Below are 21,161 nucleotides of genomic sequence, written 5' to 3'. Positions count from 1 at the left end.
CACGTTTCCCCCGCACCGCCCGGTCGTTGGAGGGATCGTGACACTTCTGACGAGGCGGGCAGGGGCGGGCTTGGCCGCCGTGGCGGCATGGGCGGGCCTGCTGGGCGGCCTGGCCGGATGCACCCAGGACGGCAGGGCCCCGGTCGAGATCCAACTGCCCGGCAAACCCCGCTCGCCGGACGAGGCCATCCGCATCAGCCCCGACGACAACGCGAAGGCGGTGCCCGCCGACGGACGGCTGTCCGTCACCGTGCCCGAGGGCCGCCTGGAGCGGGTCGTGGTCACGAAGGTGGAGGACGCGCAGCAGGAGCAGGTCCCCGGCTCCATCGCCGCCGACGGGCTCAGCTGGAGCCCCGAACCCGCGTCCGCGCGGCTCGCCCTCGCGGCCAAGTACACCGTGGACGCCGTCGCCCTCGACGGGCACGACCGCCGCCAGGCCCGCCACACCACCTTCACCACCTACGTTCCCGAGGAGCGGTTCATCGGCTACTTCAAGCCCGAGAACCGCTCGACCGTCGGCACCGGGATGATCGTCTCCTTCCGGTTCAGCCGTGCCATCGAGCGCCGCGCCGAAGTGGAGCGGGCCATTTCCGTCACGGCGAATCCGGGCGTGCAGGTCGTCGGCCACTGGTTCGGCCGCGACCGGCTCGACTTCCGGCCCAAGGAGTACTGGAAGCCCGGCACCAAGGTCACCGTGAAGATGGACCTGCGCGACATCGAGGGCGCCCCCGGCTCGTACGGCATCCAGGACAAGACCGTCACCTTCACCGTCGGCCGCTCCCAGATCTCCACCGTGGACGCGGCCGCGCACACCATGGAGGTCCGCCGGGACGGGCAGCTGGTGTCGACCGTGCCGATCAGCGCCGGAGCGCCCAAGACCACCACCTACAACGGCAAGATGGTGGTGATGGAGATGTTCGACGTCACCCGCATGAACGGCCAGACGGTCGGCTTCGGCGGCGAGTACGACATCCCCGACGTCCCGCACGCCATGCGGCTCACCTCCTCCGGGACCTTCCTGCACGGCAACTACTGGTCCAGCCCCGACAGCTTCGGCACCACCAACCTGAGCCACGGCTGCGTGGGCCTGCGCGACGACAAGGGCGGCGGCTCCGACACCCCCGCCGGCTGGTTCTTCGACCGGACCCTCATCGGGGACGTGGTGGAGGTCGTGAACTCGCAGGACAAGACGGTCGCCCCCGACAACGGGCTGGGCGGCTGGAACATGTCCTGGGCGGACTGGGTCGCCGGGTCCGCCGTCGCCTGAGCCCGGCCGACCGGCGCGGCCCGCACGGCACGGCCCGGCGCGGCCGCGCCCGGGAGAGTGATCGGTGTGATCGAAATGCCGTAGCGGAGAGTGTCCCCACCGCGCCCCGCCGAAGCCTGCCTCCAGCCTGTCAGGGCAGATCAGGGCAGCAGGCAACGGACGGAGCATCATGTCAGTGAGGAACTGGACCCTCGGGCTGGCGATCGGAGCCGTACTGGCTTCCGCCGCGCCCGCGGCCTTCGCGGCGGGTCCCGGCGGGGAGCGGCCGGCTGCCGCCGCCAGAGCTCCGCTTCCCGGCGGGCTGGGGCCCTGCGTGCCCGGCGACTGCCCCGACCCGTACCCGCCCATCGGCAGCGACGGCGTCCCGCAGGGGCGGGACAACGGCATCAACATCTTCGCCGGCGGCGACTTCCGGGTCCGGGGCCGGGCCTCCGAGGCCGAGGGCCGGCTCGTCGTCCTCGGCGACTTCGACCAGAACAAGCAGGCGGGCGGGGACAGCCGCTACAACGTCGGCATCGTCGGCGCCGGATCCCGGGTGCCCCCGCCCGCCGGCGCGGACTTCCTCACCACCGGCGGCTCGGTCACCGTGGCGGCGGGCGAACGCCTCCTCGCCGACGGCGGTGTGGTCCGGTACGCGGACTCCCTCACGGGCACGGTGACCGGCCGCCAGGTCCGGGACCCCGCCGCGGCCACCCCGTACGCGGGACTGCGCGAGCGGCTCAGCGCCGCCAGCCAGTGCTACGCGCGGATCGACGGGCAGCCCCGCCCGGCCACCGGCACGGCCGTCAACAACGGCTACGAGACCCTCTTCACCGGCGACGGCTCCTCCGAGCTCCAGGTCTTCAACATCGACGCGAACATGGTCGGCAACGGGGGAGGCCAGCAGGGCATCCGGTTCACCCGCATCCCGGCCACGGCCACCGTGCTGGTGAACGTCCTGGGCACCACCCGCACGATCAACACCTTCAGCGGCGGCATCGCGGACACCGACCCCCTCAACGCCTACCGCGACCGGCTGCTGTGGAACTTCCCGGACGCCACCACCGTGAACCTGACCGGCACCGGCCAGTTCCAGGGCAGCTTCCTGATGGGGCAGCGGTCCTCCGAGACCACCGTCACCCTGCCCGGCATCAACGGGCGCTTCTTCACCACCGGCTCCGTCACGCACACCAGCGCGGCCACCGGGGGCGGCGGACAGGAGTTCCACGCCTACCCCTTCAACGGCGACCTGCCCGAGTGCGCCGGCCCGGCGCCGGTGACCGGCTCGGTCTCGGTGCTCAAGCGGGACGCGGACTCGGGCGCGGCGCTGCAAGGAGCCGAGTTCGAACTGTGGCGCGAGACGAACGGGACGCCGGGCCTCCAGGACACCGCTCCGGGAGCCGACACCCTGGTCGCCGAATGCACCACGCCGGCGTCCGGCATCTGTGAGCGGACCACCGAGCCCGGTACGTACTACTGGCGTGAGACCCGTGCGCCGCTCGGCTACGACCTGCCGGCCGACCGGGTCCACGAGCTGACCCTCACGACCGGGAGCGCCCCCGTCGGGGTCCGGTACGAGGCCGACAACCGGCGCACCCCCGAGCCGCCGGACGCCGCCCGCGTGGTGCTGCGCAAGACCGACCGGGCCACGGGCCTCCCGCTGGCCGGCGCGCAGTTCGAGCTGTGGCGGGAGAGCAACGACCGCCCCGGCCTCCAGACGGAGGCACCCGCCGACACCCGCCTCGACGGGGTCTGCGTGACGGACGCCCGGGGCACCTGCACGGTGGAGCTGCCGATCGGGCAGACCTACTACTGGCGGGAGACCGCCGTCCCGGCCGGGTACGAGACCCCGGCCGACCCGGTCACCCGGTTCGACCTGGACCGGTCCGACGTGGTGGACGGCGTCGTCGTCACCGTCGCGAACACCCCGGTGAGCGAGGAGTACGAGGGCTCGATCCGGGTCGTGAAGCAGGACGCCAGGACCCGGCGCCCGCTGCCCGGCGCGGTCTTCGAGGTCTGGCAGGAGACCAACAACACCCCGGGCCTCCAGACGCGCGGCATCAACGCCGACCGCCGGGTCGGTCAGGACTGCACCACCGACCGCACCGGTGTCTGCGACTTCGGCCCGCTCCCCGAGGGCTGGTACTACCTGGTGGAGACCGCGGTCCCCGCGGGCTACGTGCTGCCCGCCGACCGGGTCACCGGGCCGCTGCGCCTGGACATCGGCACCCCGGACCGGCGCATCGTGGTCACGGTGCGGAACAAGCCCGCCGACCACGGCAAGGACGAGCACGGCAAGGACAAGCCCAAGCACCCGAAGGACAAGCCCAAGCACCCCAAGGGCGACCACGGTAAGGGCAAGCACCCGAAGCACACCAAGCCCGCCAAGCACACCAAGCCTGCCAAGCACACCAAGCCTGCCAAGCACACCAAGCCCGCCAAGCACTCCAAGCACCCGAAGGGCCCCCGCGCCTGACCCCCTCGGCGGCCGCCCCCCACCGGGGCGGCCGCCGGTCCGCCGCTCCGGGCAGTTGGGACGGAACGGTGACAAGACCGTGGCTCATCGTGATCCCTGCCTGTGATTACCTGTCAACAAGCGCGCGACAGTCCGCGCGCGGGGGACATGGGGAGAACACGAGTGAACCTGCAGCCGATACGCGGCCGCGCCCGCACCGGCCTGCCGGCCCTTCTGCTGGGGGCGGCCCTGCTGTTCACCACCGCGTGCAGTGGCGGTGGCGGAGGCAACGGCAGCGGCAGCGGCGACAATGCCGGGGGTGGCGGCAAGACCGGGACCGAGGCTTCGAAGGCGGTCGTCAGCGTCAAGCCCGACGACGGGGCCAAGGAGGTCGCCACCAGCGGCGTCCTGAAGATAACGAGCACGGGCGGCAAGCTCACCACGGTGACGGTCGCCGACACCAAGGGCAACGCGGTCGAGGGCAAGCTCGCCGACGACGGTGCCAGCTGGGAGCCGGCCCGCCACCTGGCCTCCGCCACCGAGTACAAGGTGCACGCGGTCGCCAAGGACGAGGGCGGCCGGGAGTCCGCGAAGGACACCACCTTCACCACCCTGACCCCGACGAACACCTTCGTGGGCCACTACACCCCCGAGGACGGTTCCACCGTCGGCGTGGGCATGCCGGTCTCGATCAACTTCACCCGGGGCATCACCAACCCCGAGGCCGTCGAGAAGGCCATCACGGTGACGGCCGAGCCGGCCGTGCCGGTCGAGGGCCACTGGTTCGGGAACGACCGACTGGACTTCCGCCCCGAGAAGTACTGGGCCGCGGGTACGAAGGTCACCGTGAAGCTCGCCCTCGACGGAGTCGAAGGCCGCCCGGGCGTCTACGGCAAGCAGACCCGTACGGTCACCTTCACCATCGGCCGCTCCCAGGTCTCCACGGTGGACGCCAGCGAGAAGGAGATGCAGGTCGTCCGCGACGGCCAGGTCATCAAGACCCTCCCGATCACCGCGGGCGCCCCGTCGACCACCACCTACAACGGGCAGATGGTCATCAGCGAGAAGTACAAGGTCACCCGCATGAACGGCGCGACCGTGGGCTTCGGCGGCGAGTACGACATCTCCGACGTCCCGCACGCGATGCGCCTGTCGCAGTCGGGCACCTTCGTCCACGGCAACTACTGGGCCTCCGCCGGCACCTTCGGCTCGGCCAACGTCAGCCACGGCTGCGTCGGCCTCAAGGACGTCCGCGGCGCCGGCGACAACAACCAGCCGGCCGCCTGGTTCTTCAACGAGTCCCTGATCGGCGACGTGGTCGTCGTGAAGAACTCCAAGGACAAGCAGATCGCCCCGGACAACGGCCTCAACGGCTGGAACATGGACTGGGCGGAGTGGATCAAGTAAGCGGGTTCCGTACCCCGTGAAGTGGCCCGGTGCTGTGACCCACAGCACCGGGCCACTTCACGTTAACCGGCGCTAACCTGGCCCGTATGACCATCTCTCTCGAAGTCTCCGAAGGCGTCGGCACCATCCGCCTGGACCGGCCGCCCATGAACGCCCTGGACATCGCCACCCAGGACCGGCTGCGCGAGCTCGCGGTGGAGGCGACCGACCGGGCCGACGTCCGCGCGGTCATCATCTACGGCGGCGAGAAGGTGTTCGCGGCGGGCGCGGACATCAAGGAGATGCAGACGATGGACCACGCGGCGATGGTCGCCCGGTCCCGTGCGCTCCAGGACGCCTTCACCGCCGTCGCCCGCATCCCCAAGCCCGTCGTCGCGGCCATCACCGGCTACGCGCTGGGCGGCGGTTGCGAACTCGCGCTGTGCGCCGACTACCGGATCGCCGCCGACAACGCCAAGCTCGGCCAGCCCGAGATCCTGCTCGGCCTGATCCCGGGCGCCGGCGGCACCCAGCGGCTGTCCCGGCTGGTCGGCCCCTCCAAGGCCAAGGACCTGATCTTCACCGGCCGCATGGTCAAGGCCGACGAGGCGCTGACCCTCGGCCTGGTCGACCGGGTGGTGCCCGCCGCCGAGGTGTACGCGCAGGCGCACGCCTGGGCCGCGAAGCTGGCGCAGGGTCCGGCGATCGCGCTGCGCGCCGCGAAGGAGTGCGTGGACGCGGGTCTGGAGGCCGACATCGACACCGGCCTGACCATCGAACGCAACTGGTTCGCGGGCCTGTTCGCCACCGAGGACCGCGAGCGCGGGATGCGCAGTTTCGTCGAAGAGGGCCCGGGCAAGGCGAAGTTCGTCTGAGCCGGTCCCTGCGGCCGCGTGCGGCGGTCCTCCCTGTGGGTGGATTAGCCAGGCCTTAAGGCAACCTTAAGGAGAAAGCGTGATCCACTCGCTGTGATCGCTTCCGTGCGCGGTGTCACCGCAGGTCATGGTGCGTACGGAGGCCCTCTGATTGCCTCCCGCATATGACAGAACACCCCCTTGGATTCGTTGAATCCGGGGGGTGTTTTCCTGTGGAACCGCCCGGGAGGGCGTGGCGGCCGTCCATGATGGGTGCATGGCGGGCCTGGAGGGTGTGGAACAGCCGCGGCAGCGCGGCAGCGCTTCGGCGGTACGGCTCACGGCGGCTGTTGAGGACGAACAGGGCCTCAAAGCGCTGGAGTTGTACGGAAATCCGGCCGAGGCGGAAGTGACGTTGCCGTCCATGCCGGAGTCGGCCGGCACCGCGCGCCGGCTGACCCAGTGCGTGGTGGTCCGCCTCTGGGGCCTTTCGCCGCAGATCGCCGAGCACGCCGTCCTGCTGGTCTCCGAGCTCGTCGGCAACGCCGTCCGGCACACCGGGGCCCGTTCCTTCGGTTTACGGATGCTGCGGCGCCGCGGCTGGATCCGGGTGGAGGTGCGTGACCCCTCGCGCGGACTGCCCTGCCTGATGCCGGTCCATGAGATGGACACCACCGGCCGGGGGCTGTTCCTCGTCGACAAGCTGTCCGACCGCTGGGGCGCGGACCTGCAGCCGCGCGGGAAGATCACCTGGTTCGAGATGCGGGTCGCCGACCGCCAGAACGCCTGAAGCCCCCGTGCGCCGGATCGGCGGTGGGGGCTTCATGGGTGCGCCGAGGATCGAAGGGGGTGTGATCCTCGGCGTGGTGACTTCGCTCGGGTCAATGGGAAGCCGTGCTTCCGACTATGGCAGACGAGGGCCCAAACGCCAAAAGTCCCTACTTGGACATAAGTGGGCAAATCATAAGACTTTCTAGCTAAATCCTAGGTGAGGTGAGCCACCCACCTCGTAATCTATGAATAAGTGTCGACTGCTCTGTGTGAATCGTTGATCACATAGCGGCCCGACCACCCGGTTGGCCCCCTGTGGCGGACGTCCCGAATTGGGTCAATCATTACCATCCGGGTCATCCACCCCTTAAATGGGCAGGTGCTCTCACAACCAGGCCGCCGCGCGGCCCTGCGCACGGCCCTGCGCGCGGCCGCCCTCCCGGCGGTCGGCGCCGCCGCTGCCGGCCTCACCGCCGCCTGCGGACCGGGCCGGCCCGCCACCGCTTCCTCCGGGCCGCCGCCCGGTGCGGCCCGGCCGGCCCGCCCGGCACAGGCCGCCCCGGCCGCCGCCCCGCGCCGGTTCGCCGGACAGCCCGTCGAGATCGACCACGGACCGCGCGACCGCCCCCGCGTCGCCCTCACCTTCCACGGCAACGGCGACCCCGCCATCGCCCGGTCCGTACTGGCCGCGGCCGAGAAGGGCGGCGCGCGGATCACCGTCCTCGCGATCGGATCCTGGCTCGACGCCCATCCGGAGCTGGCCCGCCGCATCCTCGACGGCGGTCACGAGCTCGGCAACCACACCCAGCGCCACCTCGCGATCAACGACATGCCCGAGGTGGAGGCGTACGCCGAGATCACCGGCTGCGCCCAGCGGCTCAAGCGGCTCACCGGCTCCATCGGTACCTGGTTCCGGCCCTCCCAGACCCAGTACGCGACCCCGCTCGTCCGGAAACTCGCCCAGCGGGCCGGCTACCCGCACGTCCTCTCGTACGACGTGGACTCCCTCGACTTCACCTCGCCCGGCGCCGCGGCCGTCATCCGCACCGTCACCGGGACGATCCGGCCCGGATCGGTGGTGAGCCTGCACTTCGGCTACGCGGACACGGTCGACGCGATGCCTCCCCTCCTCGAAGAACTCGCGCGCCGCAAACTGCGCGCGGTGACCACCACGGAGCTGCTGACCCCATGACGACCACCCGCCTTCCCCGGACTGCCGGCGTGCTGCTGGCAGGGCTGGTCCTCGCCGCCCTGGCCGGCTGCGGATCAGCCGACAAGGGACCCGCCGAGGCGCTCGGCACCAAGGGCCCGGCCAAGCCCGTCAAGGCCGTACCGGCCGCCCCGCCCGGTCTGCCCGGCATGCCCCCGGTCCTCGATCCGAACGACGTCTACGCGGCGGACCGGCCGAACAAGCTCTCCCCCGTGGTCAAGGACTTCCCCTCCCGCATCTACGTGCCGAACACCAACTCCAACACGGTGTCCGTCATCGACCCGGCGACCTACCAGGTCATCGACACCATCCCGGTCGGGGTCCAGCCCCAGCACGTGGTCCCCTCCTGGGACCTGAAGACCCTGTGGGTCAACAACAACCGGGGCCACACGCTCACCCCGATCAACCCGGCCACCGGCGAGGCCGGAAAGCCGGTCGAGGTGCACGACCCGTACAACCTGTACTTCACGCCGAACGGCAAGTACGCGATCGTCATGGCCTCGATGGACAAGGAGCTCGTCTTCCGCGACCCGCACACGATGGACCGGGTGAAGACGGTCCCCGTGACCTGCTACGGGGTCAATCACGCGGACTTCTCCACCGACGGCCGCTACTTCATCGTGAGCTGCGAGTTCTCCGGCGAACTCCTCAAGGTCGACACCGAGCGGATGGAGGTCGTCGGCCAGCAGAAGCTGCCGTTCGAGGGGGCGATGCCGCAGGACGTCAAGGTCTCCCCGGACGGGAAGACCTTCTACGTCGCGGACATGATGGCGCACGGGATGTGGGTGCTGAGCGGCGACAAGTTCGAGACCCCCAAGCTGCTGCCCACGGGCAAGGGCTGCCACGGCCTCTACGTGAGCCGCGACTCCAAGGAGATGTACGTGTCCAACCGGGGCGAAGGCACCATTTCGGTCTTCAACTTCCCGGAGAACCGGCTCACCAAGAAGTGGACGCTGCCGGACGGCGGCAGCCCCGACATGGGCGGGGTCTCGGCCGACGGCAAGGTGCTGTGGCTGTCGGGCCGCTACAACTCCGAGGTCTACGCGGTCGACACGCAGACCGGCAAGCAGATCGCCCGGATCCCGGTGGGCGGCGGACCGCACGGTCTCGCGGTGTACCCGCAGCCCGGGCGCTACTCGCTCGGCCACACCGGCATCTTCCGTTAGGCGGAGCCCGGTGTGACCGGCAGGACACCCCCCGGGCCGCCGCCGGGCACGGCAGGGCGGACGGGCGGGACCCTGGGGGTCCCGCCCGCCCCGGGTGCGGCTACCCTGGGCCGGTCAACAAGCACCAAGAAGGGGTGGACCCAGTGGCGGACATCGAGAGCGCACGGGCTACGTTCGACAAGTTCGACGTGAACGGTGACGGCTTCATCACGGCCGACGAGTACAGCGCCGCGATGCGCGCCATGGGCGACGCCTACGTGTCCCCGGCCGTCGCGGACTCCGTCGTCGCCTCCAAGGACACGAACGGCGACAAGCTGCTGAGCTTCGACGAGTTCTGGGCCTCCCTGAACAAGTAGTCCCTCCCGCTGCCGCCCCGTCCCGGACCACCGGGACGGGGCGGCAGCGTGCGTCAGGCCTGCGGGCCGGACATGTCCTCGACCTCGGCGAGCGCCTCCTCCAGCCAGCGCAGCCAGAACGTCTCCAGGGCGATCCCGCCGTGCAGCACGAGCCGGCGCAGCCGGTCCTCGACGGCGTCCCGCCCCGGCGGGAAGTCCTTCTCCTCGATCGCCTCGTACTGCGCCAGCTGGCGCCGGTGCAGCTCCAGGTGGCGCAGCAGCTCGGGCCCGAGCCCCTGCGGCCCCACCACACCCGCGGCACGGATCCGCAGCAGCAGCGGGTCGCGCATCGGCTTGGGGTCCTGGCTCTCGCCGACCCACCGGGCCAGCTCCGCGCCGCCGGCCGGCAGCACCTCGTACTCCTTCTTCTGGCCGCGCACGGGCACCTCGCTGGGCAGCTCCCGGATCAGTCCGGCCTCTTCCAGCCGCCCCAGCTCGCGGTAGATCTGCTGGTGCGTCGCCGACCAGAAGTACCCGATCGACTTGTCGAACCGCCGGGTCAGCTCCAGCCCGGACGAGGGCTTCTCGAGCAGGGCGGTGAGGATGGCGTGCGGGAGCGACATGCGGTCATCCTAGATTCGCGGCGGCGCGCACCACGCCGGGGCCGCCTCCGTACGGCCGTCCCCCGCTGGCGGCGCCGGGGAGCCCCCACCACGCTGGGGGAGTGGCTGCCGCATACGACTACTCGGACCTGACCGCCCTCTTCGTGAACTGCACGCTCAAACGGTCGCCCGAGACCAGCAACACCGAGGGCCTGATCACCAGGAGCCGCGCGGTCATGGAAGCCGCCGGCGCCCGGACCTCCCTCGTCCGCGCCGTGGACCACGACATCGCGACCGGGGTCTGGCCCGACATGACCGAGCACGGCTGGGAGAGCGACCAGTGGCCGGTCCTCTACAGCCAGGTCATGGACGCCGACATCCTCGTCCTGTGCGGCCCCATCTGGCTCGGCGACAACAGCTCCGTGATGAAGCAGGTCATCGAGCGGCTCTACGCCTGCTCCTCCCTGCTGAACGACCAGGGCCAGTACGCCTACTACGGGCGGGTCGGGGGCGCGCTGATCACCGGCAACGAGGACGGCGTCAAGCACTGCGCCATGAACATCCTCTACAGCCTCCAGCACCTCGGCTACACGATCCCGCCGCAGGCCGACGCGGGCTGGATCGGCGAGGCCGGACCCGGACCCTCCTACTTGGACCCCGGCTCGGGCGGCCCCGAGAACGACTTCACCAACCGCAACACGGCCTTCATGTCCTGGAACCTCATGCACCTGGCCGCCCTGCTCAAGCGCTCGGGCGGCATCCCGGCGCACGGCAACCAGCGCGCGCAGTGGGACGCGGGCTGCCGCTCCGACTTCCCCAACCCCGAGCACCGCTGAGCCCGCCCCCGGAGAGGACCGCAGCCCGTGGAGCAACTGCTCAGAGTCCAGAACTTCGCCGTCTCGCGCGACGGGTTCGGCGCCGGTGAACACCAGAGCCTCGCCCGGCCGTTCGGCGACGCCGATCCCGGTGCGCTGTTCGCCTGGGCCGGAGCCACGGCGAGCTGGCCCCACCGCACCGACCCCGGAGGCAGCCGCGGCCTGGAGGACTACTTCACCCGGGACTTCGCGCACCACATCGGCGCCGAGATCATGGGCCGCAACAAGTTCGGGCCCCAGCGCGGGCCCTGGGCCGATCACGACTGGCGCGGCTGGTGGGGCGAGGAACCGCCCTTCCACACCCCGGTGTTCGTCATGACCCACCACACCCGGCCGTCGTTCACGCTCTCCGACACCACCTTCCACTTCGTCGACGCCGACCCGGCGACGGTCCTCGGCATGGCGCGGGAGGCCGCGCAGGGCAAGGACGTCCGGCTCGGCGGCGGGGCCACCACCATCCGCGCGTTCCTCGACGCCGACCTCGTCGACACCCTGCACGTGGCGGTCGCGCCGGTGGAGTTCGGCTCCGGGGTGCGGCTGTGGGGGTCGCCCGACGAGCTGCTCGACCGGTTCCACCTCGACGTCGTGCCCAGCGCGAGCGGGGTGACGCACCACCTGTTCTGGCGCAGGTGACCGCCGCACCGCCCTAGGCCGGCAGCTCCGCCAGTGCCGACTCCAGCCGTGCCAGCAGCGGCCGGGCTTCCATCCGGCGGCAGCCGGCCAGGGTCTCCTCCAGCAGGGCCCGGGCCGCCGGGGCGTCCCCCGAAGCGAGCAGGGCGCGGGCCAGGGGCTCCGCCGCCAGGGCCCGGACCAGGCTCTGGCCCGAGCGGCGGCCCAGCTCGTCGGCCGCCCGCAGCTGGCGCAGGGCCTCGGCCGCGTCCCCGGCGTCCAGGGCGATCCGGCCCAGCCCGATCCGGCCCAGCCCGATCCGGGCCGCGCTCTGCCCGGCGAGATCGCCGGAGCCGAGCGTGTGGGCCAGGACCTCCCGGAAGCCCGCCGCCGCCTCGGCGGGCCGGCCGAGCGTGCGCTGCGCGTCCGCGACCCAGCGGAGCATGCACATCCGGGGCCAGGTTCACCCGCTGCCCGGGATCGACCAGCGGGTGAACCTGGCCTGCTCCGGAGCCGAGACGGTCAACGTCCTGAGCACGGCGGCCGGCGGGCAGCCCCACCTCGGGGAGGCCCCGCAGACCGACCGGCTGGCCGCCGTCGCGCGGACGGCCCGGGTCAGGCTGATCGCGCTGTCCATCGGCGGGAACGACCTCGGCTTCGGCGCGATCATCGGCGACTGCGCGTACGACTGGTACTTCAGGCGGCTGTGCTGGAAGAAGCAGGCGCCGGTCGTCGAGCAGAAGCTGCCCGGGGTGAGGGCCAAGGTCACGGCCGTCGTGGACGACATCCGGGCAACGATGCGGGCCGCCGGGTACGCGGACGGCGACTACCGGCTGGTCCTGCAGTCCTACCCGTCACCGATTCCGGGCGGGGAGTCCTTCCGGCTGAACCAGAACGACTCGGACCGGATGTTCAAGGACGGCTGCCCCTTCAACGACCGGGACGCGGACTGGGCGGCGTACACGCTCGTCCCGAGGATCGGCGACATGGTCGAGGCGGTGGCCGGCGCCCGCGGCACCGACTACCTGGACCTGCGGGACGCACTGGCGGGGCACGAGGTGTGCGCGCTGGGCCCGGAGCAGGTGGGGCAGACCGGACCGGACGCCCGCCGGCACGAGTGGTTCCGTTTCCTCGACCGCGTCAACACGCAGGGCACGCTGGAGGAGTCCATGCACCCCAACGCCCACGGGCAGCGGGCGATGGCGGTCTGCCTCGGCCTGGTGGGGGCAGCGGCTCCCGGCCGGTACGCGTGCACGCAGGACTGGTTCGGCGACGGGGACCCGAGCCGGATGCGGATCCGGCAGGCCGTGTAGGGAGTGTCCGGCGGGCCCGCGGCGTGCGACGCCCCGGGTCCGCCGGACGGATCGGTTCAGTGCGCGATGTCCACGACGAACCGCTCCGGCGCGTGCAGGGCGAACGCGCGGTAGTACGGCAGGGTGTCGAAGGCGGCGCCGAAGGTCACGTACCCCTCGTAGTCGCCGGTCAGGGCGATGCCCTTGAGCTTGCTGAGGTTGATCTTCTGGAGCTTGGGGCCCTGGTAGACGTTCCCGCCCGCGTCGTTGTGCGCGGCGGCCGGGTTGAGGCGGATCTCCAGGAAGTACTTCCCGGGCAGCGGGACGGGCTTCCCGGACCCGTCGTAGAACAGCTGGTTGACGGGGGTGACGGTGACCGTGGGGGCGGACCCCTGGAGGTCGATGACGATCCGGTCGTACGAGGGGTGCCCGGCCCAGCGGGCATTGACGACGAGCGGGGTCTGGGCCTGGGCCTTGGTGGCGGTGAGGGAGGAGGCCGAGGCAGGCGCGGCGAGGGAGAGGCAGGCGGCGAGCAGCGCGCCGGTTGCCAGGGCCACGGACTGCCGGAGACGGGCGTGGATCATGACGTCCCCTCGATTCTCGAGAGACGGGGACTGGTGGCACAGCGTAGGACGCCCCCTGTGACACCGCGGTTCCGCTTCCGGCCGGAGAAGACGCAGGAGACAGGAGAGGGGCCCGGCGCATGCGCCGGGCCCCTCTCCTGTCATGCGGTGCGGGTCAGCACTCGATCACGTTGACCGCGAGGCCGCCGCGGGCCGTCTCCTTGTACTTGACCTTCATGTCGGCGCCGGTCTCCTTCATGGTCTTGATGACCTTGTCGAGGGACACCTTGTGGCTGCCGTCGCCGCGCATCGCCATCCGGGCCGCGGTGACGGCCTTGACCGCCGCCATGCCGTTGCGCTCGATGCACGGGATCTGGACGAGGCCGCCGACCGGGTCGCAGGTCAGGCCCAGGTTGTGCTCCATGCCGATCTCGGCCGCGTTCTCGACCTGCTCCGGGGTGCCGCCGAGCACCTCGGCGAGGGCGCCGGCCGCCATCGAGCAGGCGGAGCCCACCTCGCCCTGGCAGCCGACCTCGGCGCCGGAGATCGAGGCGTTCTCCTTGAAGAGCAGGCCAATCGCACCGGCCGCGAGCAGGAAGCGGACCACGCCCTCCTCGTCGGCGCCGGGCACGAAGTTCATGTAGTAGTGCAGGACCGCCGGGATGATGCCCGCGGCGCCGTTCGTCGGAGCGGTGACCACCCGGCCGCCCGCGGCGTTCTCCTCGTTCACGGCCATCGCGTAGAGGGTGATCCACTCCATCGACAGTGCCAGCGGGTCGCCCTCGGAGCGGAGCTTGCGGGCGGTGTTCGCCGCCCGGCGGCGGACCTTCAGGCCGCCCGGCAGGATGCCCTCGCGCGACATGCCGCGCGAGACGCACGCCTGCATGACGCGCCAGATCTCGAGCAGGCCCTCGCGGATCTCTTCCTCCGTGCGCCAGGCCTTTTCGTTCTCCAGCATCATCGCGGAGATCGACAGGCCGCTCTCCCGGGCCATCCGCAGCAATTCGTCGCCGCTGCGGAAGGGGTACTTCAGCACGGTGTCGTCGAGCTTGATCCGGTCCTCACCGACCGCGTCCTCGTCCACCACGAAGCCGCCGCCGACCGAGTAGTACGTCTTCTCCAGCAGCGGCGCGCCAGAGGCGTCGTACGCGAAGAGGGTCATGCCGTTCGCGTGGTACGGCAGGGAGCGCCGGCGGTGCAGGATCAGCTGGTTCGGCTCGTCGAAGTCGATCTCGTGGACATCGCCTATCTCCGCGCCCAGCAGCCGCAGCCGGCCGGTCCTGCGGATGCGCTCCAGCTCGTCGTCGGCGGTCTCGACGTTCACCGAGCGGGGGGAGTGGCCCTCCAGGCCCAGGAGCACCGCCTTGGGGGTGCCGTGTCCGTGGCCGGTCGCGCCGAGGGACCCGAAGAGCTCGGCCCGGACGGAGGCGGTCTGGGCCAGCACGCCGTCCTTCTTCAGCCGCGTCACGAACATGCGCGCGGCCCGCATCGGACCGACCGTGTGGGAGGAGGAGGGACCGATACCGATGGAGAAGAGATCGAAGACGGAGATGGCCACGGTGGCGGACTCCCTTGTCTGCTCGTGGGGTGGGAGGGGGCAGGAGAGGTGGATTATTCGGATTTTGTCCGGCAGACGAGCTTAACGCGGCGAGGTGAACGTCCCGGCTGCCGGACGAGGTGGGATGCGTTACGCGGACGGGTCGGGCGGGTGCCGGTCCACGGCCGCGGGCCCCGGGCACCCGGGCGGGGACGGCGCCGGGGCCGTCGGGCGGGGGACAGGGGGCGGGCAGCGGTGCGGGTGGTGCGGGCGGGTACGGCGCGGTGTGCGGCCGCGTGCGGAAGAAGACGAGAGGGGCCCGGCCTGTGCGGGAACAAGGCCGGGCCCCTCCGAGGCCGGTGACCGGCCCCCGGCTAGAGCGTCGGGTAGAGCGGGAACTTCGCGGCGAGCGCGGAGACGCGCGCCTTCAGGGCCTCGCTGTCGTACGTCGGCTTCAGGGCCTGCGCGATGATCTCGGCGACCTCGGTGAAGGCCTCGGCGTCGAAACCGCGGGTGGCCAGGGCCGGCGTACCGATCCGCAGACCCGAGGTGACCATCGGCGGCCGCGGGTCGTTCGGGATGGCGTTGCGGTTGACCGTGATGCCGACCTCGTGGAGGCGGTCCTCGGCCTGCTGGCCGTCCAGATCGGAGTTGCGCAGGTCGACCAGGACCAGGTGCACGTCCGTGCCACCGGTGAGGACGTCCACGCCCACGGCCTTGACGTCGTCCTGGACCAGGCGGGCGGCGAGGATCTTCGCACCCTCCAGGGTGCGCTCCTGGCGCTCCTTGAACTCGGGCGAGGCCGCGACCTTGAAGGAGACCGCCTTGGCCGCGATCACGTGCTCCAGCGGGCCGCCCTGCTGACCCGGGAAGACCGCGGAGTTGATCTTCTTGGCCAGCTCCTGCGTCGACAGGATGACACCGCCGCGCGGACCGCCGAGGGTCTTGTGCGTGGTGGTGGTGACGACGTGGGCGTGCGGCACCGGGTTCGGGTGCAGACCCGCGGCGACCAGGCCGGCGAAGTGCGCCATGTCGACCATCAGGAACGCGCCGACCTCGTCCGCGATGCGGCGGAAGGCGGCGAAGTCCAGCTGGCGCGGGTAGGCGGACCAGCCGGCGACGATCAGCTGCGGCTTGGACTCCTTGGCGAGGCGCTCGACCTCGGCCATGTCCACCTCGCCGGTCTCGTCGACGTGGTACGGGACCACGTTGTAGAGCTTGCCGGAGAAGTTGATCTTCATGCCGTGGGTCAGGTGACCGCCGTGGGCCAGGTTCAGGCCCATGATCGTGTCGCCCGGCTTCAGCAGCGCGAACATCGCGGCGGCGTTGGCCTGCGCACCGGAGTGCGGCTGGACGTTCGCGGCCTCGGCGCCGAACAGCGCCTTGATGCGGTCGATCGCGATCTGCTCGACGACGTCGACGTGCTCGCAGCCACCGTAGTAGCGGCGGCCCGGGTAGCCCTCGGCGTACTTGTTGGTCAGGACCGAACCCTGGGCCTCCATGACGGCGACCGGAGCGAAGTTCTCCGACGCGATCATTTCCAGGGTGGACTGCTGGCGTACGAGCTCGGCGTCGACAGCGGCGGCGACGTCCGGGTCGAGCTCGTGGAGCGGGGTGTTCAGTACAGACATCAGGATCCCCTGGGGTCAGTTACCGGCGGTGAGCTTGGTGTACTCCTCGAAGGAGAGCGTGTCCTTCGGCTCCTCCGAGAGTCGGACCTTGAAGAGCCAGCCACCCTCGAACGGGGCGGTGTTCACGAGCGCCGGGTCGTCCACGACGTCCTGGTTGGCCTCGACGATCTCACCGGTAACCGGGGAGTACAGGTCGCTGACCGACTTCGTCGACTCCAGCTCGCCACAGGTCTCGCCCTCGGTCACGGTGTCGCCGACCTCGGGGAGCTGGGCGTAGACGACGTCACCGAGCGCGTTGGCCGCGAACTCCGTGATGCCGACCGTCGCGACGCCGTCCACGGCGTCCGACAGCCACTCGTGCTCCTTGGTGTAACGCAGCTTCTCGGGGTTGCTCATGACCTGATTCTCCTGGATGCGGGGGAGTGGATACGAACTGCGGTCTTGGGTACTGAGACGGCGCCGTACGGGTTCCCGTACGGCGGACGTGGTGCGTGGGGCTACTTCTGCCGCTTGTAGAACGGCAGCGCCACGACCTCGTACGGCTCATGCGTACCGCGAATGTCGATGCCTACGCCGGAGGTACCGGGCGCGGCGTGCGCCGCGTCCACGTACGCCATCGCGATCGGCTTGCCCAGCGTCGGGGACGGGGCGCCCGAGGTGACCTCGCCGATGACCTGGCCGTCGGCGACGACCGGGAACCCGGCGCGCGGAACGCGGCGGCCCTCGGCGATCAGACCGACCAGCTTGCGCGGCGCCTTGGTGGCGGCGCGCTCGGCGGCGGCCTCCAGCGCGGCGCGGCCGACGAAGTCCCCCTCCTTCTCGAACTTCACGACCCGGCCCAAGCCCGCGTCGAAGGGGGTGAGGGAGGTGGTCAGCTCGTGCCCGTACAGCGGCATGCCCGCTTCCAGGCGCAGGGTGTCGCGGCAGGACAGGCCGGCCGGGACCAGGCCGACGCCCTCGCCCGCCTTGGTCAGCGCCTGCCACAGCTCGACGGCGTGCTCGGGGGAGACGAACAGCTCGAAGCCGTCCTCGCCCGTGTAGCCCGTACGCGCGATCAGCGCGGGCACGCCCGCGACGGTGCCCGGCAGGCCGGCGTAGTACTTGAGGCCGTCCAGGTCGGCGTCGGTCAGGGAGGCCAGGATGCCGGGGGACTCCGGCCCCTGCACCGCGAGCAGCGCGTACGCGTCGCGGTCGTCGCGGACCACGGCGGCGAAGCCGGCGGCACGCTCGGTCAGGGCGTCCAGGACGACCTGGGCGTTGGAGGCGTTGGCGACGACCATGTACTCGGTCTCGCCGAGGCGGTAGACGATCAGGTCGTCGACGATCCCGCCGTCCTCCTGACAGATGTGCGTGTAGCGGGCGCGGCCGACACCGACGGTGGAGATGTTGCCGACCAGCGCGTAGTCCAGGGCTTTGACGGCCTCCGGGCCGGTCAGCGTGATCTCGCCCATGTGGGACAGGTCGAACAGGCCGGCCTTCGTGCGTACGGCGTTGTGCTCGTCGCGCTCGCTCGCGTACCGCAGCGGCATGTCCCAGCCCGCGAAGTCGGTCATGGTCGCACCGAGCGAGCGGTGCAGCGCATCGAGGGCGGTCAGGCGGGGGGCAGTGCTCATGGGTGTGGCTCCCGGGTCCCAGGGCATCGACATGACATGACGAGGACGTTCCTCCCCATCTGTCATCGGAACCTGAGAGGTTCGCCGAGAGTTCCGCCGATCAGCAGATCGCCGGGTCTCATCGACTTGCACCTTGGGTGGAGCTGCACAGCAGCTCGCTTTTCAGATCTGCCTCATCCACGCGGTACGGGGCCTGAGAGATTCAAGGGAGGTTCTTGCTCCTTCGGCGCCCGCGCACGGCCTTGCGGCGTGCCGGGACTCTCCCGCGCGGATTCAAGCGGCCGGTATGCAGTTGGTCCAGATGGCGCACATCATTGCACGCCGTGCTCGGCATCGGGCGGCGGGGGCCGAAAGTTCGTACGGCTCTCCGAAGGGTCCGACCGGAACCGCGGCCGCCGGATTACCGTCTCTTTACACTCAGTGGGCAAGGGTCCCGGTGACCCGATTCGGGGGAGGCGAACACTGTGCGGAGATTCGGAGTGGTGACGACGACAGGAACCGTGGAAGCGGTGCCGGCGCAGCGAGGCGCGCACGGCCGCAGGAGGGCGGCCGACGCCGGCCTCGGCCTCGTGCGCGACCTGCGCGGACCCGCCGTGCGCACCCCCCAGCCGCTCGCCTTCGCGGCCGGGGACATCGTCGTGGTGTCCGGCCTGCCCGGCGGCGGCAAGAGCACCCTGATCAAGCGGGCGGCCGCCGAGGGCGGGGCCGTCGACTCCCAGGACACCCGTGAGCGCTGGGAGCGGAGCATGCCCGCCGCGCTCCCCTACGCGGTGTACCGGCCGCTGGTGCGCGCCGCGCACTACTGGGGGCTGTGGCGGATCCTGCGCTCCGGAGCCTCCGTGGTCGTCCACGACTGCGGCACGCAGAGCTGGGTACGGGGGCTGCTCGCGGCCGCCGCGCGCCGCCGGGGCCGGGCGCTGCACCTGCTCCTGCTGGACAGCAGCCCCGAGGAGGCGCTCTCCGGGCAGGCCGCGCGCGGCCGCCGGGTGTCCGCGTACGCCTTCGCCCGCCACCGCGGCGCGGTGGCCCGCCTGCTCCGCGACGCCGAAGCGGGGCGCCCGCCGCACGGCTGCGCCTCGGTCACCCTGCTGGACCGGGCCTCCGCCGCGACGGTGACCCGCATCGCCTTCCACGCCTGACCGACCGGGTGCGGCGCCCGCTGCCGAAGCGAGCCCCGGCGGCGCGGCCGCGCGCGGGGCCGGTACCCTGCGGGGCGACACGCGGCGGGATCACGGAGGCACGGGACATGCAGGGCAGTGGCTGGCCGGCGAATGAGCTGGAGCAGGTGCTCGGGGCGGCGCTGGGGCAGCCGGACGCCGGGGGGCGGATCCTGGAGGTCCTCGGGCGCAGCCAGGTGTGGGTACCGCTGCCGGGCGGCGCGACCGCGCCGACGGGCGGGCTCGACCTGCCCACCATGGACATCGGCGGGGCGGCGTACGTCCCCGTCTACAGCTCCGAGGCCCAGTTCCTGGCCTGCGCGGGCCCCGGCATGGACTTCGCGGTGGCGCCCGCCGTGGAGTTCGCCCGCGGCCTGCCCCCGCAGCTCGGCATCGCCGTCAACCCCGAGGGCGCCGTCGGCGTACCGCTCCCGCCGCCCGCCGTCGCCGAGCTGTGCCGCTCCGGGCGGACCCCGCTCGACGGCCCCGCCACCGGCGGCCGCGTGCGGCTCTACGAGCCCGACTGGCAGGACGACCCGGTGGACTTCCTGGCGGCCGCCACCGAGGAGTTCCGCGCCACCGGGGTGGTCGCCGCCGCGTACCGCTGCCTCGCCAGCGTCGAGGGCGGGGAGCCCCAGCTGTTCATCGGTGTCCGCCTGGTGGGATGGGAACCGGAGATGCAGGGCGCGCCGATGGAGGCCCTCGGACGGGCCCTGACCCGCGTCCCGCCGCCGTGGCCCGTGCAGTTGATCCTCCTGGACGCCGTCCAGGACCCGGTCACGGACTGGATTCGTGAGCGCGTACGCCCCTTCTACCTGCCGTAGGGCCGCTTAAGCTGGTTACATCTCCTGGCCGCACGCGTGATGCCGGTTCGGAGGGCACGCGTGGAGCGACGGGCGGACGAAGAGGGGTACCGGGTGAGTGCGTCAGGCACGGCCGCGGCCGGGCAGGTCGAGCACATGATGCGCCAGGTGACTCCCGGGCGCTACGAGAGTTACGAGTCGCTCCTGCATGCCCTCTCCGAGGGCCGGCTGTGGATGCTGCTCTGGCAGGGGCAGCCGGGCTCGCCGGACGCCCAGTACGGCGGCATGGAGGTGGAGAGCCTCGGCTACGCGCCCTGCGTCACCTCCCCCCAGGAGCTGGCGGCCAGCGGCTGGAACCGGGGCTACGAAGTGGTCACCGGGCGGGACATCGCCCGCGCGCTGTACCCGGACCGCTGGGGCCTGTGGCTCAACCCGCACGCCCAGGGGGGCGGCCTCGGCGTGCCCTGGGCCGACCTGCGCCGGATCGCCACCGGCCTGGACCGGATGCCGGCGGGCCCGCTGCGGCTGTCCGAGCCCGCGATCGAGCTGCCGCAGTTCTACGGGCTCCTGACCCAGCACGCGCACCGCACCCCGGCCGTCCGGTCGCTGCGCCGCGCCTGGGTGCAGCCCGCGCTGGGCTCCCCGTACCTCGCGGTCGGGCTCGACCTGTACGACGCCTCCGCGCCCGCTCTGGAATCCGTACGGGAGATGATGCGCCAGTCGGTCGGGGTGGTCCCCGAGGGGGTCCCGGTGTGCACGGTCGCGCTCGCGGACGAGCACGACCCCGTGGCGATGTGGCTGCGCGCGCAGACCCGGCCCTTCTACGACCGCGAGGGCCAGGCTCCGGCGTACTGACCGCCCCGTTCGCGATATCCGCATATTGAGACATCCGTCTCGAAGGCCGCACCGGTCCCCTCGGTGCGGCCTTCGGCATATCCGGTGAATCCGCACAGGATCCCTACCCGAAAGGGTAGTTGGGCCGGATGTCCGATCCGTGCCGAACGGGCGGTGTTTCACCGCTCAACAGATCGCGGGGTTCGGATAACGGAAGGTGTA

21 protein-coding genes and 1 riboswitch are annotated in these 21,161 nt (G+C 71.5%); of the genes, 14 read left to right on the top strand and 7 right to left on the bottom strand.

Annotated elements, in window-relative coordinates:
- Positions 1-46: 46 nt before the first annotated feature.
- From B6R96_RS11315 to B6R96_RS11280, 8 genes are all read left to right on the top strand, one after another.
- The gene (locus B6R96_RS11315) at positions 47-1,267 is read left to right on the top strand and encodes a L,D-transpeptidase (protein ID WP_081525064.1); all 1,221 of its coding nucleotides are present in this window, start codon (positions 47-49) and stop codon (positions 1,265-1,267) included.
- A gap of 175 nt (positions 1,268-1,442) precedes the next feature.
- Complete coding sequence (locus B6R96_RS11310) at positions 1,443-3,722, top strand: choice-of-anchor A family protein (RefSeq protein ID WP_237291396.1); 2,280 nt, start codon at positions 1,443-1,445, stop codon at positions 3,720-3,722.
- A 147-nt stretch (positions 3,723-3,869) separates the two neighbouring features.
- Positions 3,870-5,108: a L,D-transpeptidase gene (locus tag B6R96_RS11305; protein ID WP_051779326.1), complete on the top strand. Its 1,239-nt coding sequence runs from the start codon at positions 3,870-3,872 to the stop codon at positions 5,106-5,108.
- A gap of 86 nt (positions 5,109-5,194) precedes the next feature.
- Entirely contained in the window at positions 5,195-5,962 is a 768-nt protein-coding gene (locus B6R96_RS11300) for an enoyl-CoA hydratase/isomerase family protein (protein WP_081522394.1), read from the top strand.
- A 256-nt stretch (positions 5,963-6,218) separates the two neighbouring features.
- Positions 6,219-6,731: an ATP-binding protein gene (locus B6R96_RS11295; RefSeq protein ID WP_030386862.1), complete on the top strand. Its 513-nt coding sequence runs from the start codon at positions 6,219-6,221 to the stop codon at positions 6,729-6,731.
- Positions 6,732-7,091: 360 nt separating this feature from the next.
- Positions 7,092-7,904, top strand: coding sequence for a polysaccharide deacetylase family protein (locus B6R96_RS11290; RefSeq protein ID WP_237291395.1), 813 nt, complete (start codon positions 7,092-7,094; stop codon positions 7,902-7,904).
- On the top strand, positions 7,901-9,088 hold the full coding sequence (locus tag B6R96_RS11285; protein ID WP_081522393.1) for a YncE family protein: 1,188 nt from the start codon (positions 7,901-7,903) through the stop codon (positions 9,086-9,088). The genes B6R96_RS11290 and B6R96_RS11285 overlap by 4 nt, the downstream gene beginning before the upstream one ends.
- Before the next feature lie 143 nt (positions 9,089-9,231).
- Positions 9,232-9,444: an EF-hand domain-containing protein gene (locus tag B6R96_RS11280; protein ID WP_030386859.1), complete on the top strand. Its 213-nt coding sequence runs from the start codon at positions 9,232-9,234 to the stop codon at positions 9,442-9,444.
- A 53-nt stretch (positions 9,445-9,497) separates the two neighbouring features.
- Here the strand turns inward: B6R96_RS11280 and B6R96_RS11275 are convergent, their stop codons facing one another.
- Positions 9,498-10,046 (bottom strand): PadR family transcriptional regulator, encoded by a 549-nt coding sequence (locus tag B6R96_RS11275; protein WP_030386858.1) that lies wholly within the window; start codon positions 10,044-10,046, stop codon positions 9,498-9,500.
- A gap of 101 nt (positions 10,047-10,147) precedes the next feature.
- On the opposite strand from B6R96_RS11275, the gene B6R96_RS11270 reads away from it, so the two are divergent.
- Entirely contained in the window at positions 10,148-10,861 is a 714-nt protein-coding gene (locus tag B6R96_RS11270; RefSeq protein ID WP_030386857.1) for a flavodoxin family protein, read from the top strand.
- 27 nt (positions 10,862-10,888) lie between these two features.
- Complete coding sequence (locus B6R96_RS11265; protein WP_081522392.1) at positions 10,889-11,533, top strand: dihydrofolate reductase family protein; 645 nt, start codon at positions 10,889-10,891, stop codon at positions 11,531-11,533.
- A gap of 13 nt (positions 11,534-11,546) precedes the next feature.
- On the opposite strand, the gene B6R96_RS37230 is transcribed toward B6R96_RS11265, so the two are convergent.
- Positions 11,547-11,954 (bottom strand): hypothetical protein, encoded by a 408-nt coding sequence (locus B6R96_RS37230; RefSeq protein ID WP_081522391.1) that lies wholly within the window; start codon positions 11,952-11,954, stop codon positions 11,547-11,549.
- Here B6R96_RS37230 and B6R96_RS11255 point away from each other — a divergent pair.
- Positions 11,953-12,822, top strand: coding sequence for a GDSL-type esterase/lipase family protein (locus B6R96_RS11255; RefSeq protein WP_159396313.1), 870 nt, complete (start codon positions 11,953-11,955; stop codon positions 12,820-12,822). The two genes, B6R96_RS37230 and B6R96_RS11255, sit on opposite strands and share 2 nt — an antisense overlap.
- A gap of 56 nt (positions 12,823-12,878) precedes the next feature.
- Here the strand turns inward: B6R96_RS11255 and B6R96_RS11250 are convergent, their stop codons facing one another.
- The 5 genes from B6R96_RS11250 to gcvT form a co-directional block, all read right to left on the bottom strand.
- Entirely contained in the window at positions 12,879-13,385 is a 507-nt protein-coding gene (locus tag B6R96_RS11250) for an AMIN-like domain-containing (lipo)protein (RefSeq protein ID WP_199918044.1), read from the bottom strand.
- Between the two features lie 154 nt (positions 13,386-13,539).
- The gene (locus B6R96_RS11245; protein WP_030386852.1) at positions 13,540-14,922 is read right to left on the bottom strand and encodes an L-serine ammonia-lyase; all 1,383 of its coding nucleotides are present in this window, start codon (positions 14,920-14,922) and stop codon (positions 13,540-13,542) included.
- Between the two features lie 353 nt (positions 14,923-15,275).
- Positions 15,276-16,532, bottom strand: a complete 1,257-nt coding sequence (gene glyA, locus B6R96_RS11240; RefSeq protein WP_081522389.1) for a serine hydroxymethyltransferase — start codon at positions 16,530-16,532, stop codon at positions 15,276-15,278.
- Between the two features lie 15 nt (positions 16,533-16,547).
- Complete coding sequence (gene gcvH / locus B6R96_RS11235; protein ID WP_079406181.1) at positions 16,548-16,928, bottom strand: glycine cleavage system protein GcvH; 381 nt, start codon at positions 16,926-16,928, stop codon at positions 16,548-16,550.
- Between the two features lie 101 nt (positions 16,929-17,029).
- Complete coding sequence (gcvT, locus tag B6R96_RS11230; RefSeq protein ID WP_081522388.1) at positions 17,030-18,145, bottom strand: glycine cleavage system aminomethyltransferase GcvT; 1,116 nt, start codon at positions 18,143-18,145, stop codon at positions 17,030-17,032.
- A 172-nt stretch (positions 18,146-18,317) separates the two neighbouring features.
- Positions 18,318-18,421, bottom strand: a riboswitch (glycine riboswitch).
- A 206-nt stretch (positions 18,422-18,627) separates the two neighbouring features.
- On the opposite strand from gcvT, the gene B6R96_RS11225 reads away from it, so the two are divergent.
- The 3 genes from B6R96_RS11225 to B6R96_RS11215 all read left to right on the top strand — a co-directional run bounded on the left by B6R96_RS11225 (position 18,628) and on the right by B6R96_RS11215 (position 20,960).
- Positions 18,628-19,284, top strand: a complete 657-nt coding sequence (locus B6R96_RS11225) for an AAA family ATPase (protein ID WP_199829430.1) — start codon at positions 18,628-18,630, stop codon at positions 19,282-19,284.
- A 107-nt stretch (positions 19,285-19,391) separates the two neighbouring features.
- A complete protein-coding gene (locus B6R96_RS11220; RefSeq protein ID WP_030386847.1) occupies positions 19,392-20,126 on the top strand; it encodes an enhanced serine sensitivity protein SseB in 735 nt (244 codons plus the stop codon).
- A gap of 93 nt (positions 20,127-20,219) precedes the next feature.
- Positions 20,220-20,960: an enhanced serine sensitivity protein SseB C-terminal domain-containing protein gene (locus B6R96_RS11215; RefSeq protein WP_030386846.1), complete on the top strand. Its 741-nt coding sequence runs from the start codon at positions 20,220-20,222 to the stop codon at positions 20,958-20,960.
- Positions 20,961-21,161 lie beyond the last annotated feature (201 nt).

It is taken from the genome of Streptomyces sp. Sge12, assembly GCF_002080455.1.
Taxonomy (GTDB): Bacteria; Actinomycetota; Actinomycetes; order Streptomycetales; family Streptomycetaceae; genus Streptomyces.
This window is presented reverse-complemented; position numbering and strand designations above follow the sequence as displayed.

Bases quoted from the DNA above. Each gene is read 5' to 3' on its own strand.
- B6R96_RS11305 (WP_051779326.1), top strand. From the start codon at position 3,870: ATGGGGAGAACACGAGTGAACCTGCAGCCGATACGCGGCCGCGCCCGC.
- B6R96_RS11300 (WP_081522394.1), top strand. From the start codon at position 5,195: ATGACCATCTCTCTCGAAGTCTCCGAAGGCGTCGGCACCATCCGCCTG.
- B6R96_RS11295 (WP_030386862.1), top strand. From the start codon at position 6,219: ATGGCGGGCCTGGAGGGTGTGGAACAGCCGCGGCAGCGCGGCAGCGCT.
- B6R96_RS11285 (WP_081522393.1), top strand. From the start codon at position 7,901: ATGACGACCACCCGCCTTCCCCGGACTGCCGGCGTGCTGCTGGCAGGG.
- B6R96_RS11275 (WP_030386858.1), bottom strand. From the start codon at position 10,046: ATGTCGCTCCCGCACGCCATCCTCACCGCCCTGCTCGAGAAGCCCTCG.
- B6R96_RS11255 (WP_159396313.1), top strand. From the start codon at position 11,953: ATGCACATCCGGGGCCAGGTTCACCCGCTGCCCGGGATCGACCAGCGG.
- B6R96_RS37230 (WP_081522391.1), bottom strand. From the start codon at position 11,954: ATGCTCCGCTGGGTCGCGGACGCGCAGCGCACGCTCGGCCGGCCCGCC.
- B6R96_RS11250 (WP_199918044.1), bottom strand. From the start codon at position 13,385: ATGATCCACGCCCGTCTCCGGCAGTCCGTGGCCCTGGCAACCGGCGCG.
- glyA (WP_081522389.1), bottom strand. From the start codon at position 16,532: ATGTCTGTACTGAACACCCCGCTCCACGAGCTCGACCCGGACGTCGCC.
- gcvH (WP_079406181.1), bottom strand. From the start codon at position 16,928: ATGAGCAACCCCGAGAAGCTGCGTTACACCAAGGAGCACGAGTGGCTG.
- gcvT (WP_081522388.1), bottom strand. From the start codon at position 18,145: ATGAGCACTGCCCCCCGCCTGACCGCCCTCGATGCGCTGCACCGCTCG.
- B6R96_RS11220 (WP_030386847.1), top strand. From the start codon at position 19,392: ATGCAGGGCAGTGGCTGGCCGGCGAATGAGCTGGAGCAGGTGCTCGGG.